A 14,517-nucleotide genomic window follows, 5' to 3' on the forward strand; every position below is an offset into this window, starting at 1 on the left:
TTAGCGCGTGCGATTACCCGCGATTAGGTGCTAGAACGCGCTAAGCCTCATGAGGAGAATTCATGAATGCCGCGCCAGTCTATCAACGATCTCGCCGCCTTCATCGCCGTCGCGCGCGAACAGAGCTTTACCAAGGCGGCTGCGCGGCTCGGTGTCTCGCAATCGGCGCTCAGCCACACAATTACCGGGCTGGAAAAACGGCTCGGCCTGCGGCTGCTCAGCCGCAATACCCGCAGCGTCTCGCCGACGCCGGCCGGTGCCCGGTTGCTCGATACGGTCGGCCCGCGCATGGACGAGATCGAAAGCGAACTGGCGGCGCTCAGCGAATTCCGCGACAAACCGGCCGGCACCATCCGCATCACCGCAGGCGAACATGTGGCCGAAGCGGTGTTGTGGCCAGCGCTGGCAAAACTGCTGCCGGACTATCCCGACATCAATGCCGAGGTCATCGTCGACTATGGCCTGACGGATATCGTTGCCGAGCGGTATGACGCCGGCGTCCGGCTGGGCGAGCAGGTGGCCAAGGACATGATCGCGGTCCGGATCGCACCCGACATGCGCATGGCCGTCGTCGGCTCTCCCGCCTATTTCGAACAGCGGCAAAAGCCTGAGACACCGCACGATCTGACCGGCCATTCCTGCATCAACATGCGGCTGCCAACCTATGGCGGCATCTATGTCTGGGAGTTCGAAAAGGACGGGCATGAGCTGCGGGTGCGGGTCGAAGGGCGGCTGGTCTTCAACAATATCGCGCTGCGGGTGAATGCGGCGCTCGAAGGGTTGGGTCTGACCTATTTGCCGGAAGATGCGGTCAAGGCACAGATTGCCGACGGCCGGTTGATCCGTGTTCTCGATGACTGGTGCCTGCCGTTTTCCGGCTATCACCTCTATTATCCCAGCCGCAAACAGCCGTCCGCTGCCTTTGCCCTCTTGGTGAGCGCGCTTCGTTATCGGCCGTGATGGCCGGGCAAAATGTCTGCCTGTCGCAATTGTTGATGTTTCCCGCCCTGTTTCGGCCCGAAACCCTGTGTCAGATTGTTGCAGCTGCCGGGCTTGCCGGGCGCCCCGCTTGACGGCAGACTGCGATCACAGTTTTGTGCAGGGCAGGGGCCGTCGCCGCAACGCGCCGGACCGGAATGAGTTTTGAGAGGCTGACGTGGAAATCAAGGGCATCAAGTGGAACTACGATCGCTCCGAGCTGATCGCCGATGGCGTTGTCCACGGTGTCGGGCTCGCCTTTGCGCTGATCGGCGTCACCGCGATGATCTTCTACGCCAGCATCTGGAGCACGTCGGGGCAGCTGGTTGCTGCCTGGATCTACGGCGCAGGGCTGGTGGCGACACTGTCGATCTCCTTCCTCTACAATCTCTATCCCGTATCGCAGACCAAGTGGTTCCTGCGCCGCTTCGATCACTCGTCGATTTTCATCCTGATTGCCGCCACCTATACGCCATTCCTGCAGCGTGGCTGGGACGATCCCTATCTGTTCGGCATGCTGATCGGCATCTGGTCGATCGCCATTGTCGGCGTGCTGATCAAATGCGTGTTTCCCGGCCGCTTCGACAAGCTGGCGATCCTGCTTTACCTCGCCATGGGCTGGAGCGGCGTTTTTGCCGCCGGTCCGTTGCTCTCCCAATTGACCGAAACGACGATGATCCTGATCCTGGCCGGTGGCGTCATCTATTCCCTGGGGGTGATCTTTCACGTCTGGGAAAAGCTGCGCTTCCAGAACGCCATCTGGCACGGCTTCGTCGTCACCGCCGCTGCCGTGCATTATTCGGCCGTTCTCACCTGCATCAGCAGCGCGTCGAGCTGAGGCAAGACAGTCGCTTTCTGTTTGCCGTCAACGGACCTGTGAAGCGCCACTTCCAGCGCGAAAATGCTGGTTATCGAGCGCCAGCGCCAAAATCCTGCCAACGATATCGATGGATGTTTCCGATGACGTCGCCCGCTGTTCTGGAGCGAGTGCGAGCCCGATGACGGCGGTTTGGCCCGCCGCAGTCGTCACCGGCCAGAAATCGAACCGCGAGGCCACAGCCGGGTAGACACCGGCCCGCGCCACGGACCCCATTACCAGTGATGATCGCGCCGCATCCAGATCGGTGGCCTGAAGCTCAAGACCACCGGCGCTACTGACCGAAACGGCGTCATTCCCGGTCATCAGGATGACGACTGCGGGCACGTTGAACAGTGCGGCAAGCGCCTTGGAGGTGATGAACGCAGCGGTTTTCGTGTCTCCGGCTGTCCCGATATCGCGGCTATAGTCCTGCAACAGGGCTGCCTGTTTTGTCACGAGTGCTGCGTTGATGGCTCTGCGGCGCGAGGTGAAGGCAACGCTGCTGACGATCAGCCCGACGAAAAGCAGCAGCGCGATCGCCCAGACATTGGCCGGATCGCTGACCGCCAGCGTGTAGCGCGGTTCGGTGAGGAAGAAATTGTAGGCGAGCGCGCCCAGGATTGCCGAGCAGACGGAGGCTCCGAGCCCGAAGGTGACGCCGGCGATGATCACCGGGATGACAAAGACCAGTGAGACGTTGGGGATGTTCATGCCGCTATCGATACCGATAGCCACGACCGTGGCGGCGGCGGTCATCAGGACCGATGCGACATACCCCGTCAGTGCCGGCGCCTGCGAGGGTGCCTCGGCGAGAAATGGATCGTCCGCCCGCAGCGGCGCGATATCGCCGTCCAGCCCGGATTCAACACGTGTCATTGTTCAACTCCCGCCAATGTTATGCGGTCCTGCCGCCAGAGCGGCGGACGCAGCTGCGATAGACGCAACAAGTATACACCGAGTGCAATTCGGGCGTGAGTGAAACGTGAGGTGAATTCCGCCAGACTGAAGGATCTGGCGCTACTGCGCCGGTTCGTCGCCCGCGAGCATCTGCAAGACAAAATCCGCCCGCTCAGTAATGCCGGTTTTCGGGAGAATGCAGATGTCGTAGCCAAGCGGGCTGTAGGCAGCCAGAAGCCGGTCGTATTCTGCCATAGCGGTATCAAGGCCGTGCCGCCGCTCCGGATCGGTCACATAAATCTCCGGCCATGGCGGCACCAGGAAAACCCGTTTGTGATAACGACGCGCCTGACAGAACCTTTCCACTGCCGGTTCACCGCTAACATGCTCCAGCGCTGCTGCGGCATCGACCAGCCCTCTGTCGAAGAACACCCAGCCCTCGTATCGGCTGGCATCATCCCGATCCTGAAGCGCCATCGCCACGGCGCGGCGGGCAAAGGCGGTCATGTCGACCCAGGGCAGGGCAGACCCGCTGCCCTTCGTCTCGTCTTCGACAATGCGCCGGCCCGGCTCCTCGACAACCGCATATCCACGATCGGAAAGCGCTGCCAGCAAGGTGGACTTGCCGCCGCCCGAGCAACCTGAAATCACCACGAAACGGTTCATGAAATTCTCTCTGTTGTGGATATTACTGCTTTTAATTCGGCGCAGCGCCGGGTGCTGATGTCGGCGCCTGATTGCTGCATCCCGTCGTGGGGCGCAGGGATTTGACCATGCGGCCAACAAGTCTGTTGTAGGCCTTCAGCGCTTTGCGCGGATATGTCAGCTGGAAATAGGCGGCACTCCCGTCACATAAAACAACAGCACGGGAATACAGAATATCAGCATCTTTTGCACCGGAATAGCTGGCCCATCCCGGCGTCACTTTTTCGTAAGTGATCTGCCAGCCTTTTTGATTGTCCCAGATGATACGCTGGCGGGTATCGGCGGCAAAGGCGCCGTCCTCGACAAAAGCGCCGAAAATCAACAGCCTGGCACCGTCCCTTGATTCAAACGTTGCGCCGTCGCCATTGTCGCTTTCCTGGGTCAGCTTGAAACCGGGCGGCACTTCGGCGCTATAGTCGAAGCGCGGGTTTGCATAGGGGGTCCAACTGTCTGCCGCCAGAACCGGAATTGCGGTGAAAAGGCTTGCGATCAGGAGCAGCGCATATCTCAAGACTGGTTCTCCGTCGGCAGCACAAGCGCTGTAAATTCGTAGAAACGGAACGCAGCAGGCCTTTCATCTATTCGCGGCATCTGACGGGACGGTGCAAGACCAAACCTCTGCCGTTCTAAAGGGCGATCGCTGCTGAGGACAACTCATCCCGGCTCGAACGTCAATGCAACACCGTTCATGCAATAGCGCAAGCCGGTCGGCGGCGGGCCGTCGGGAAAGACGTGGCCGAGATGGGCATCACAATCGGCGCAGCGAATTTCCGTCCGGCTGAGGCCATAGGAGACGTCGTGATGCTCCGTCACCGCATCCATGGACATCGGCTCGAAAAAACTCGGCCATCCGGTCCCGGAATCGAATTTCGTCTGCGAGCGATAAAGCGGCCGGTTGCAACAGACGCAGTGATAGACGCCTGTCTTGCCGAGTTCGAAATCCGGGCTTGAGAAGGCCCGCTCGGTGCCGTGTTGACGGGTGATCCGGTATTGGTCCGGGGTCAGCAGTTCCCGCCATTCCGCATCGGTTCTATCGACTTTCAAGGTGCTCTTCGCGTTCATCGGCCTCTCCGTGACGTTATGGCACAGCAGATAGGACGAACTGCGGCTGCGGCAATTGCTGTCACGGGCCTGACGGCAAAATTGATATCGGGATACTGTGGACGTTTTGCAGGCCGCAACCGGGAAAGGGGGCCTGTATATCCCGCCGTAACCTTGAGTTTACCCCGCGCTTGCCTTATTCCCACAGGTAGACACTGCGGCGTTCGTTTGCCGCCACTCCTGCTTTTCGCCACCCCGTTCACGAAAGGACCTGCTGACCCGTGAATGTCACCGACCTGACATTTCTGGCCCTCTGCCTGCCTTTCCTGGGCGCGCTCGTCGCACCCTTGCTGACGAAAATGCTTGGCCACAATGCCGCCTGGGTGCTCGCCCTGATACCGGCGGCGATCTTTGTGCATTTTGCCGGTTTTACCGCCGAAATCGCCCAAGGCACGGCGATCACCGGTGGCTACACCTGGGTGCCATCCTTCAATGTCCGGTTTTCCTGGCTGATTGACGGCCTGTCGCTGAGCTTCATCCTGCTGATCTCCGGCATCGGCGCGCTGATCGTGCTCTATGCCGGTGGGTATCTGAAGGGCCATGTGCATCAGGGCCGGTTCTTTTCGTTCCTGTTGATGTTCATGGGATCGATGCTGGGGCTGGTTGCCTCCGACAGCTTCCTGATGCTGTTCATCTTCTGGGAACTGACGTCGATCACCTCGTTCCTCTTGATCGGCTTTGACCATCACCGCGAGGCCGCGCGCCGCGCCGCGTTTCAGGCACTGGTGGTCACCGGCGGCGGCGGACTGTTCCTGCTCGCCGGCCTGATCGTTTTGTGGAACATTTCCGGCGTCACCCAGTTCTCTGCGCTGATGGCGCTTGGCCCCGTTATCAAGGCGAGCCCGCTCTATCTCGCAGCGCTTGTTCTGGTGCTCGGCGGCGCCTTTACCAAATCGGCCCAGTTTCCGTTCCATTTCTGGCTGCCGAACGCCATGGAAGCGCCGACCCCGGTCTCGGCCTACCTGCACTCGGCAACTATGGTGAAGGCTGGCGTCTATCTGTTGATGCGGCTCAATCCGGTGCTGGGCGGCACGCCGGAATGGCAGCTCATCCTGCCGGCATTCGGTGCCGCTACACTCGTCATCGGCGCGCTTCTCGCCGTGCGCCAGACCGATCTGAAGCTGATGCTCGCCTATACGACAATGTCGTCGCTCGGCCTTCTGGTCATGCTCACGGGCTTCGGTACGCCCTATGCCATCGAAGCGGCGGTGCTGTATCTCGTTGCGCATTCGCTGTTCAAGGGCGCGCTGTTCATGGTCGCGGGTATCATCGACCATGAGACCGGCACGCGTGACGTGACGCGGCTCGGCGGACTGCGTTCGGCAATGCCGCTGACATTCGCGATCGCGCTTGCCGCCGCCATCTCGATGGGCGGCCTGCCGCCCTTCTTCGGCTTTCTGGCCAAGGAAGAGGTTTATGCCGCGCTGTCGTCCTTTGATCCGCGTTCGATCGTTTTTGCCATTCTGACTGTAACCGGCAATGCGCTGATGTTTGCCATCGCCTTTGCCGTGGCGCTGAAGCCGTTCGCTGGCAAACCCGTCGCCACGCCGAAACATGCCCATGAAGCACCCGTGCTGCTCTGGCTCGGGCCTGCCGTTCTGGCGCTGGCCGGGCTCGCCGCCGCCGTGTTGTCGGGCACCGTCCACGCGCTGTTCTCGACGCCGATGGCCTCTGCCATTGCGGGCGAACCGCGCTCCGTCGCCATTTCGCTTACTCCCCATATCGGCGTGCCGCTGGCGCTGTCCGGCCTCACTATCATCATCGGTATTGCCCTCTACATTGGCCTTGCGCAGGTGCGGGCAGGTGTCGCGTCGGTTCTCGCCTGGATCGGCTGGGGTCCGGACCGGGGCTTCGATCAGGCCATCCGTGGCCTGGTGCGCCTGTCCTTTGCGGTGACCCGCCGGCTGCAGAATGGCAGGCTGGGCAGCTACATGACCATGACTTTCGTGGCGATTGCGGTCGTTCTTCTGGTGCCGCCGTTCCTGTTCGGTGAACTGGCGCTGGCGCCGGTGTTTCCGTCCATTCCGTTGCACGAACTGGCCATCATGTTCATTGCGGTGATCGGCCTGTTTGCCGTGGTTGTTGCCAAGGACCGGCTGACAGCGATCGTGTCGCTCGGCATTCAGGGCTTTTCCGTCGCGGTCATCTTCCTGCTCTACGGAGCGCCGGATCTGGCCTTCACCCAGTTCATGATCGAAACGCTGGCTGTCGTCATCCTTGCACTGGTGATGACGCGGCTCAAGCTGTCGCCGTCGGATCACCGGCCGTTCCGCGAAACCTTGCCGGATGCGGCGATCGCCATTGCCTGCGGGCTCGGCGCCGGGCTGCTGCTGCTGAAGGTGACGCAAGTGCCGTTCGATACGGCACTGTCGGATTTCTTCGCGCAATATTCGAAAACCGTCGCCCATGGCGCCAATATCGTCAACGTCATCATCGTCGATTTCCGCGGCACGGATACGCTGGGCGAGATTGCCGTGGTGATGATTGCCGGGCTGGCGGTTCTGTCGCTGGTGCGGCTGCGGGCAGGCTCGATGCGCCGCATCGCCGACAATGATCCGGATGCAGAGGAGACCGGCCGATGAAGTCGCTGATCTTCCGCACCATCGCCCCGGTCATCGTCAGCGTGATGGTGCTGTTTTCGATCTTCGTGCTGTTGCGCGGCCATAACGAGCCGGGCGGCGGTTTTATCGGCGGCCTGATCGCCGTTGCCGCGCTGTCGATCTACGGCATTGCCTTCGGCGTCGAGACGGTGCGCCGCGCCATCGTCTTTCACCCGCTGTCGATCGCCGGTGCCGGGCTGTTGCTGGCAACGCTGTCCGGCCTGCTGTCGATGCTCTTCCACGTACCCTTCATGACCGGGCTCTGGGTTTATCCGGTGATACTCGGCGAAGAGATCCCGCTGTCGAGCGTCATGACCTTCGATATCGGCGTCTATCTGGTCGTGGTCGGCGCGGTCACCTCAATCGCCCTGTCACTTGAGGAAAGGGGGGAAGATTGATGGAGCCCGTTCTTGCCGTTCTGACTGGCATTTTCCTCGCCGTCGCCGTCTATCTGCTGTTGTCGAAATACATCATCCGCATGCTGCTCGGTGTCGCCATCCTCGGCAATGCGGTCAACCTGCTGATCTTCACCAGCGGCCGTATCATGCGCGAGGTGCCGCCGGTGATAGGGGCAGGGCTCGACGTGCCAGCCGGTGCGACCGCCAATCCCTTGCCGCAGGCGCTGATCCTGACGGCAATCGTCATTTCATTTTCGTTCTTCGCCTTCCTTCTGGTGCTGTCCTGGCGCGCCTATAGCGTTCTGGGAACGGACAACACCGATGCTATGTGCGTGGCCGAGCCGGACGACGTCCAGCCGCCGCCGCTTGGATACTGACAGACATGGCCGTTTCCTCCTCTACCGCCGATCTCTCCGCAGCCCTGGTTCTTCAACCGGTGGCGGCGCTCGACTGGCTGGTGATCCTGCCGGTCGCCTGGTGCCTTGCCGTCGGCGCCATCCTGCTGATGATCCGCCACAAAAGTGTCGCCCAGCCGCTGGTCGCCGTGGCAGCGCTTGCAGTTCTCGTCGGGCTCGATGCGGTGCTTCTCTGGCATGTCGCCCAAAATGGACCGGTGACGATGGTCATGGGCCGTTGGCTGCCGCCGTTCGGCATCGCGTTCACGGTCGATCTCACCGGCGCCCTGTTTGCGCTGACATCAGCGGTGGCGGCGCTGATTGGCGCGGTCGCTGCCATCGATGACATCAATGCCAGCGGCAGACGCTATGGCTTCTATCCCTTCCTGATGCTGCTCATGGCCGGCGTCAGCGGCGCGTTTCTGACCGGCGACGTCTTCAATCTCTACGTCTGGTTCGAGGTGCTGCTGATCTCGTCCTTCGGCCTTCTGGTGCTGGGCTCCGAACGTGAGCAGATCGACGGCGCGGTGAAATACGGCTTTCTCAATCTGGTCGCCACCACGCTGTTCCTGATCACAACCGGCTATCTCTACGGCATCTTCGGCACGCTCAACATGGCCGATATCGCCCGCAAGGCACCCAGCCTGCAGATGACGGCGCCGCTGGTGACGCTGACGGCGCTCTACACGCTCGCCTTCGCAATGAAGGCGGCGGCTTTCCCGGTGAATTTCTGGTTGCCTGCCTCCTATCACACGCCGCGTATCGTCGTGTCGGCGCTGTTCGCCGGCCTGCTGACCAAGGTCGGCATCTATGCCTTGATCCGCATCGGCGTCATGCTGTTTCCGGCCGAACGCGAACAACTGAGCCTAGTCCTGGCCATCGTCGCGGCGCTGACGATGCTGACCGGATCACTCGGCGCGCTGGCGCAGAGCGATACCCGCCGCCTGCTCGGTTATCTCGTCATTTCCGGCATCGGCGCCATGCTCGCCGGTATCGCCATCGGTAGCCCGGAGGCGATCGGCGGGGTGATCTTCTATGCGGTGCATTCGATGCTGGTGATGACGGCGCTCTATCTGGCGGCCGGTCTTGCCGCCCGGTTGAGTGGCGGATTTTCGCTCACTGTGAGTGGCGGGCTCTATCGCCACCACCTGCTGTTCACGGCGTTGTCGCTGATGCTGTTCTTCGCGGTGTCCGGCCTGCCGCCGTTTTCCGGCTTCTGGCCGAAGGTCGTGCTGGTCAAGGCCGCCATCGATGGTGGCGTTTCCTGGTTGGCGGCTATCCTGCTGTTGTCCGGTTTCCTCACCATGATTGCCACCGGCCGGGTGTTCCTGCTGGCCTATTGGCGCCCGGCGCCTGCCCAGACGGCGGCAGTGCCGCAGCCGCTGGCGATCACCGCCCTTTTGCCAATCCTCGTCCTGACGGTATCAAGCGTTCTCATCGGGCTGTTTCCCGAAACCCTGCTGAACCTCGCTCAACAGGCCGCAGCGACGCTCAACGAGCCATCCGCCTATCTCAACTCCGTTTTCCCGGCGGGAGGTGCGCCATGACATTCCTTGCCGTCAATCTGCTGCTGATGCTGACCTGGGCGGCCGTGTCCGGCAGTTTCACCATGCACAACCTGCTGCTTGGCTTCGCGGTTGGCGCGTTGTCGATCTGGCTGGTGCGTGAACAGTTTGCCGTGGCACGCCACCGTGTCCGCCCCGTCAAGCTGCTGTTGCTTGTCGCGCTGTTCTTCAAGGAACTGTCACTGTCGGCCATCAAGGTGGCGATCCTGGTGGTGCGGCCCAACATGCGGTTGCGGCCGGGCATCTTTGCCTTCCCGCTGTCGCTGACCAGGGATTTCGAAATCACCCTCTTGGCCAACCTGATTACGCTGACGCCGGGCACGCTGTCGGTCGACGTGTCCGACGACCGCAAGACGCTGTATGTCCACGCGCTCGATTGCCACGATCCTGCGGCCGAGAAACGGGCAATTTCCAACGGCTTCGAGCGCCGCATCCGGGAGGCCTTTCCGCTATGAGCGCCTCTGTCATCCTGTCCTCGTCTGTCTATTTCGCGCTGGCTGCGCTGTCGCTCGGCCTGCTGCTGACGGTGGTTCGGATCCTGCGCGGGCCGACACTGCCCGACCGGGTGCTCGGCCTCGACATGCTGGTGGCAATTGCCATCGGCCTGATCGCCGTCCTTGCCATCAAGAGCGGCTTCAATCTCTATATCGACATCGCCATTGCGCTCAGCCTCGTCGGCTTCCTGGCAACCGTCGCCTTTGCCCGCTTCATTCTGGCGCGCGGACTGTCGCCGGAAAAGGACAAGGGGGCAGACGGGCGCCCGATGACAGCAGGGCAAAAGGCCAGGCGTGGCAAGCCGGAGCGCCGCAATAAGAAGGGAGCCCGGTAATGGCAAGTGATCCCAATATGGTGACCGCGCTCGCGGTCAGCGCGCTGCTGGTCATCGGCTCGCTGTTCAGCCTGCTGGCGGCCCTTGGGGTGCTGCGCTTTCCCGATCTCTATACACGCATGCACGCGGCCTCCAAGGCTGGTACGATCGGCTCCGGCCTGCTGCTGCTTGCCGCCGGTATCCACGCGATGGACATCGCCATCCTTCTGCGCGCCCTTGCCGGTTTTGCCTTTTTCGTGCTGACTGCACCGCTCTCGGCCCACCTGCTGGCCAAGGCTGCCCATCAGGCCGGGTACAGGCTGACCAATCTGTCGGTGACCGACCAGCTGCCGCAGTCTCCACAGAAATCCCATGGCCTCTGAGGCACTGTGCCTTTAATCGAACGCATTCTGCCGCGATGCATGCGATCGCGCGATTCCCAATCAGGCGCCACCGGCTTAATTGCGCCGGCCACTTTGGTTTCACTAGAATGTCCGGACGCTGGCTCTTGGTATTGCTGGAAACAGTATGGTTAATGCCAAGTAAAATATCGATTAGTTGGCGAAGGGCGCAGCCTCTGCGGCAAAATGTATCGTAATGTTTCCGGTTGCACGCTGATATGCGCCGCCTTTAAAGATCAATAGGCTAAATCTCGCATAAATTATGATTGGACTTTTGCCCGATCGATGTTAATCGAGTAAAGGCAAAGTGTCCATTTCCGTATTACTTCATTCTGAAATTCCAGCATGGGTTGTGACTATTGATCGTTGCTTTGAGGCGCAGGGTTGTCCCGGCGCTTTGGTAACGGATTCCAATCCCTGGGAATTAGGAGTATTATGCGGTTGTCGTGGTTTTCTGTCGCTGTCAGGAGCAAAGCGCATCTGGCCCGGCGGGGAATGTGATAGTCGGGCACTTTCTCAAGATGAGTTCGTTGTGTCCGCGATAAACCCGTCGCGGCCACGTTTGAAGTGATTCCGATAGGAGAAAGAAAAAATGACGGATTTACCGCTTGGCTCGGGCCATGATCTGCTGGTTGAATTGACCGCCGAGATCGTCGCTGCCTATGTCAGCAATCATGTCGTGCCGGTCGCCGAGCTGTCGACGCTGATCGGTGATGTGCATGCTGCGCTGAACAACACGAGCAGCCCGGCACCGGTCGCGGTTGTGATCGAAAAGCCGAAGCCTGCCGTTTCGGTGCGCAAGTCGGTTCAGGACGACCAGATCACCTGTTTGGAGTGCGGCGGCACGTTCAAGTCGCTGAAGCGCCACCTGATGACCCATCACACGCTGTCGCCGGAAGAGTACCGCGAGAAGTGGGATCTGCCGTCGGACTATCCGATGGTCGCACCGGCCTATGCCGAAGCGCGTTCGCGCCTCGCCAAGGAAATGGGCCTCGGCCAGCGCCGCAAGCGCCGCGTCAAGTAAGCCAAGCGGATATTTGCAATCAGACTTCCAAGCCGGCCTGACTCCCACAGGCCGGCTTTTTTTTGTATGCATTGGCAATACAAGAAATCGGCAACGAGGAAAATATACCTATTATTTTCTGCAAAATTCCCGAAAATGATGGAAAAACAACGGCTGGTTGTGGTCGCGTGCTTTCATTCATCCCCGCCGTCGTACTAGGGTGTATGAATTAATTCCTATCAAGGGAGTCAACCATGCACCTTAGCAATTTTCTTCATCGGCCTCCGTCTCCAGAACATTTCTCACCTGTGCCGAGAGCGCGCGTGGTCCAGCAGTCCATCCTGCCGTCCGGCTCCGGAACGCTGGCCGATCCCTGGGGGCCGGTGCTGTCCGTTGCCGCCCATCTCCGATGCCGTCTTGTGCGCCAGGTAACGGCGGAGATGGTCATGCTGGTGGGAGAACGTGTGCCGCTCAGGCGCGACCGCCGCCGCACCAGCTGCCATGTCCGGCAGATTTCCATGTATGTCTGCCATGTCGTGTTGCAGATTTCGCTGACCGATATCGGCTATTCCTTCGGGCGTGACCGCACCACCGTCAGCCATGCCTGCAATGTCGTCGAGGATCGGCGCGACGATCAGGCTTTCGATGATTTCATCGCGGCGCTGGAGCGCGTCGTCACCTGCTTCTTCGGTGCGCCGGGAGGGCGGGACCATGCATGAGGCGACAACCGGCGCCCGCACCGCGCAAAAGGATATTGTTCGCTTCGTCCGCTCTGTCGTCACCCACGCTCCTGTCCGGCTGAAGCCGGGTGAGAGGGGCGTGACGCTCATTCTTGACGGCGATGGTTCGCATGGTGGCAAGTTGTCGCGCCCGGTTGCTGGAGCCACGGTCGCTCATGCCCTTTCCCTCGGGCTGGTCATCCTTGATGGCCATTCCATGCGGGCAACGGCAGAAGCGCTGCCTTTCCTGCGCCGTGCCCTTGTCACGCCGGAAGAGGGGTTTCAGGAGCAGCACCGCGAAATGGAGAGTGGGACCGTTGCAATGGACGGCGTCCGTCAGGCCGTCCGGGTCAATCAAATGGAATCGCCGCTCGGTGCGGCGGCACGCCTGAAGGAAAAATCCGGTCAGCCTTTCCTGCCGCCGGACGCGATCGCAGCAGGCGAGAGGCTGCATGCCGATTTCACCCGGGCGCATCTGCAACCACGGCTGACCATGTCCTACGAGCCACGCTTATCGACGAAGACCAGGGGAGGTGCTGGCGGTGCAGCTGATCTCAGCGATTCTGCCATGTCTGCACGGTTTCGCGTCGGAAAGGCGATGGAGGCGATTGGGCCGGAACTCTGCGGCGTGGCGCTCGACGTCTGCTGCTTCCAGAAGGGGCTGGAAATCGTCGAGCGGGAGCGGCAATGGCCGGCGCGTTCGGCCAAGCTGATGCTGCGCACGGCCTTGATGGCGCTTGCACGCCATTATGCCCCGCCACGGGCGGCTCCAAGGAGCCATGCCTGGGGTGCTGAGGGCTACCGGCCCGATGCAGGCGACTGGTAGGCTAGGCGATCAGCTGGCGGGCAGCCTCGTCCTTGATGCGCTTGATCATCGAACGCAGGCCGTTGGCGCGCTGCGCCGTCAGGTATTCGATCAGCCCCATGCGGCCGAACAGGTCGATGGCATCGGTCTTGATGATATCGGAGGCATGCTGCCCGGAAAAGATCGACAGCACGATGGCGACCAAGCCGCGCACGATATGCGCATCCGATTCGCCCTCGAAGGTCAGGATCGGATCGCTTGCCGCAGGACTGGCATGGGTCACCAGCCAGACCTGGCTGGCGCAGCCCTGCACCTTGTTTTCCGATGTGCGCTTGTCTTCCGGCATTTCCGGCAGCTTGCGGCCGAGCTCGATGACATAGCTCATCCGGTCCTGCCAATCGTCCAGATAGGCGCAATTGTCGATGATCTCGGCAAGCGGTGTGATCGGCGATGTGTTCGTCTGGTCCATGCCGTTCATATAGGCGATGGGCCGCGAAATGAGAACTGCAAAAAGAAAAGCCGTGAGGGATGGGCGTTCCTCACGGCGGCCGTAAAATCGGCAGTTCAGACAGTCTTGAAAATCATGGTAGCAAGCCGGACGGGCGTTATCGCAGAACTGATGCGTTCGGCTCGATGCGCTTTTCCGGGACGGGAATTCGGTTGAAGATCGGTTCCGGCTGTGCGGCGGCCTGTTCGGCTGTGGCGACATCGGCGGTGACGTCAACAGCGGGCTGCTCGGATGCAGCCACTGTGCCTGTGGTCACGGCATCGCTGGGTTCGGCAAATTGCTGGTCGAGAAACTGATAGGCGATCTTGGCGCCTTCGCGGGCCCGGTGGCCGAGCGCCACGAACGTCTCTGTGCCCTTGACGCAGACATCCGGCTTTTCGACGCAGATGGCGCTGATATAGCCGAAGGCTTCGGTTGCGGCCGAGACCGTATCGCCGACATCGACCTTGGGGCCACGCTCCAGCGTCGAGGTGCTGGCCGGATCGAGAAACGGCAGCAGCACCAGCACCAGCGAAAACCAGAATGTTCCTTTGATCAGAAACCACATTGTCTTGCCCATCCTTTGGTAAGGCACTCAAACCTGCGTCCGGTCTCTGCCGGGTTCGCTCCCTTGGCGCCTTGTCATCACACCTTAGGCCGGGATTCGGAACATGCCTTTGCCAAAACCGGTGGTATTTGCACTGTCTTTTCATAAAATTCGAATTATCGGCTTTTGAATGGCATTTGCATCGCATTTTAACAGTTGCCATTAAGGTTCAAGGCAGAGCGGAACCGG

At 60.9% G+C, this 14,517-nt stretch carries 18 protein-coding genes; 12 read left to right on the plus strand and 6 right to left on the minus strand.

Annotated elements, in window-relative coordinates; all coding sequences use genetic code 11:
- The first annotated feature begins 66 nt into the window (after positions 1-66).
- Both ACQY8Q_RS18750 and trhA read left to right on the plus strand, forming a co-directional pair.
- The gene (locus ACQY8Q_RS18750; protein WP_428427954.1) at positions 67-960 is read left to right on the plus strand and encodes a LysR family transcriptional regulator; all 894 of its coding nucleotides are present in this window, start codon (positions 67-69) and stop codon (positions 958-960) included.
- A gap of 196 nt (positions 961-1,156) precedes the next feature.
- Positions 1,157-1,816, plus strand: coding sequence for a PAQR family membrane homeostasis protein TrhA (gene trhA / locus ACQY8Q_RS18755; RefSeq protein ID WP_428427955.1), 660 nt, complete (start codon positions 1,157-1,159; stop codon positions 1,814-1,816).
- A 27-nt stretch (positions 1,817-1,843) separates the two neighbouring features.
- Here trhA and ACQY8Q_RS18760 read toward each other — a convergent pair whose 3' ends face one another.
- The 4 genes from ACQY8Q_RS18760 to msrB all read right to left on the minus strand — a co-directional run bounded on the left by ACQY8Q_RS18760 (position 1,844) and on the right by msrB (position 4,501).
- Entirely contained in the window at positions 1,844-2,713 is an 870-nt protein-coding gene (locus tag ACQY8Q_RS18760) for a DUF4118 domain-containing protein (protein ID WP_428427956.1), read from the minus strand.
- A gap of 141 nt (positions 2,714-2,854) precedes the next feature.
- Positions 2,855-3,400: an AAA family ATPase gene (locus tag ACQY8Q_RS18765; protein WP_428427957.1), complete on the minus strand. Its 546-nt coding sequence runs from the start codon at positions 3,398-3,400 to the stop codon at positions 2,855-2,857.
- A 31-nt stretch (positions 3,401-3,431) separates the two neighbouring features.
- On the minus strand, positions 3,432-3,950 hold the full coding sequence (locus tag ACQY8Q_RS18770; RefSeq protein WP_428427958.1) for a hypothetical protein: 519 nt from the start codon (positions 3,948-3,950) through the stop codon (positions 3,432-3,434).
- Between the two features lie 143 nt (positions 3,951-4,093).
- Complete coding sequence (msrB, locus tag ACQY8Q_RS18775) at positions 4,094-4,501, minus strand: peptide-methionine (R)-S-oxide reductase MsrB (protein ID WP_428427959.1); 408 nt, start codon at positions 4,499-4,501, stop codon at positions 4,094-4,096.
- A gap of 260 nt (positions 4,502-4,761) precedes the next feature.
- On the opposite strand from msrB, the gene ACQY8Q_RS18780 reads away from it, so the two are divergent.
- From ACQY8Q_RS18780 to ACQY8Q_RS18825, 10 genes are all read left to right on the plus strand, one after another.
- Complete coding sequence (locus tag ACQY8Q_RS18780; RefSeq protein ID WP_428427960.1) at positions 4,762-7,122, plus strand: putative monovalent cation/H+ antiporter subunit A; 2,361 nt, start codon at positions 4,762-4,764, stop codon at positions 7,120-7,122.
- A complete protein-coding gene (locus ACQY8Q_RS18785) occupies positions 7,119-7,538 on the plus strand; it encodes a Na(+)/H(+) antiporter subunit B (RefSeq protein ID WP_113242900.1) in 420 nt (139 codons plus the stop codon). The genes ACQY8Q_RS18780 and ACQY8Q_RS18785 overlap by 4 nt, the downstream gene beginning before the upstream one ends.
- A complete protein-coding gene (locus ACQY8Q_RS18790) occupies positions 7,538-7,915 on the plus strand; it encodes a Na+/H+ antiporter subunit C (protein ID WP_428427961.1) in 378 nt (125 codons plus the stop codon). Before ACQY8Q_RS18785 ends, ACQY8Q_RS18790 begins: the two co-directional genes overlap by 1 nt.
- Positions 7,916-7,920: 5 nt before the next feature.
- Entirely contained in the window at positions 7,921-9,480 is a 1,560-nt protein-coding gene (locus tag ACQY8Q_RS18795) for a Na+/H+ antiporter subunit D (protein WP_428427962.1), read from the plus strand.
- Positions 9,477-9,953 (plus strand): Na+/H+ antiporter subunit E, encoded by a 477-nt coding sequence (locus ACQY8Q_RS18800; protein ID WP_113242897.1) that lies wholly within the window; start codon positions 9,477-9,479, stop codon positions 9,951-9,953. The genes ACQY8Q_RS18795 and ACQY8Q_RS18800 overlap by 4 nt, the downstream gene beginning before the upstream one ends.
- Positions 9,950-10,327, plus strand: coding sequence for a cation:proton antiporter (locus tag ACQY8Q_RS18805; RefSeq protein WP_428427963.1), 378 nt, complete (start codon positions 9,950-9,952; stop codon positions 10,325-10,327). The genes ACQY8Q_RS18800 and ACQY8Q_RS18805 overlap by 4 nt, the downstream gene beginning before the upstream one ends.
- Complete coding sequence (mnhG, locus tag ACQY8Q_RS18810) at positions 10,327-10,689, plus strand: monovalent cation/H(+) antiporter subunit G (RefSeq protein WP_113242895.1); 363 nt, start codon at positions 10,327-10,329, stop codon at positions 10,687-10,689. The genes ACQY8Q_RS18805 and mnhG overlap by 1 nt, the downstream gene beginning before the upstream one ends.
- A gap of 610 nt (positions 10,690-11,299) precedes the next feature.
- Positions 11,300-11,731, plus strand: coding sequence for a MucR family transcriptional regulator (locus ACQY8Q_RS18815; RefSeq protein WP_113242894.1), 432 nt, complete (start codon positions 11,300-11,302; stop codon positions 11,729-11,731).
- A gap of 302 nt (positions 11,732-12,033) precedes the next feature.
- Positions 12,034-12,429, plus strand: a complete 396-nt coding sequence (locus tag ACQY8Q_RS18820; protein WP_428427964.1) for a helix-turn-helix domain-containing protein — start codon at positions 12,034-12,036, stop codon at positions 12,427-12,429.
- Complete coding sequence (locus ACQY8Q_RS18825; protein WP_428427965.1) at positions 12,422-13,255, plus strand: DUF6456 domain-containing protein; 834 nt, start codon at positions 12,422-12,424, stop codon at positions 13,253-13,255. Before ACQY8Q_RS18820 ends, ACQY8Q_RS18825 begins: the two co-directional genes overlap by 8 nt.
- A gap of 1 nt (position 13,256) precedes the next feature.
- Here ACQY8Q_RS18825 and ACQY8Q_RS18830 read toward each other — a convergent pair whose 3' ends face one another.
- Both ACQY8Q_RS18830 and ACQY8Q_RS18835 read right to left on the minus strand, forming a co-directional pair.
- Positions 13,257-13,679, minus strand: coding sequence for a SufE family protein (locus ACQY8Q_RS18830; protein WP_426123621.1), 423 nt, complete (start codon positions 13,677-13,679; stop codon positions 13,257-13,259).
- A gap of 160 nt (positions 13,680-13,839) precedes the next feature.
- Positions 13,840-14,289, minus strand: a complete 450-nt coding sequence (locus tag ACQY8Q_RS18835) for a DUF5330 domain-containing protein (RefSeq protein ID WP_428427966.1) — start codon at positions 14,287-14,289, stop codon at positions 13,840-13,842.
- Between the last annotated feature and the right edge of the window lie 228 nt (positions 14,290-14,517).

Source organism: Pararhizobium sp., from assembly GCF_965279435.1.
Taxonomy (GTDB): Bacteria; Pseudomonadota; Alphaproteobacteria; order Rhizobiales; family Rhizobiaceae; genus Pararhizobium.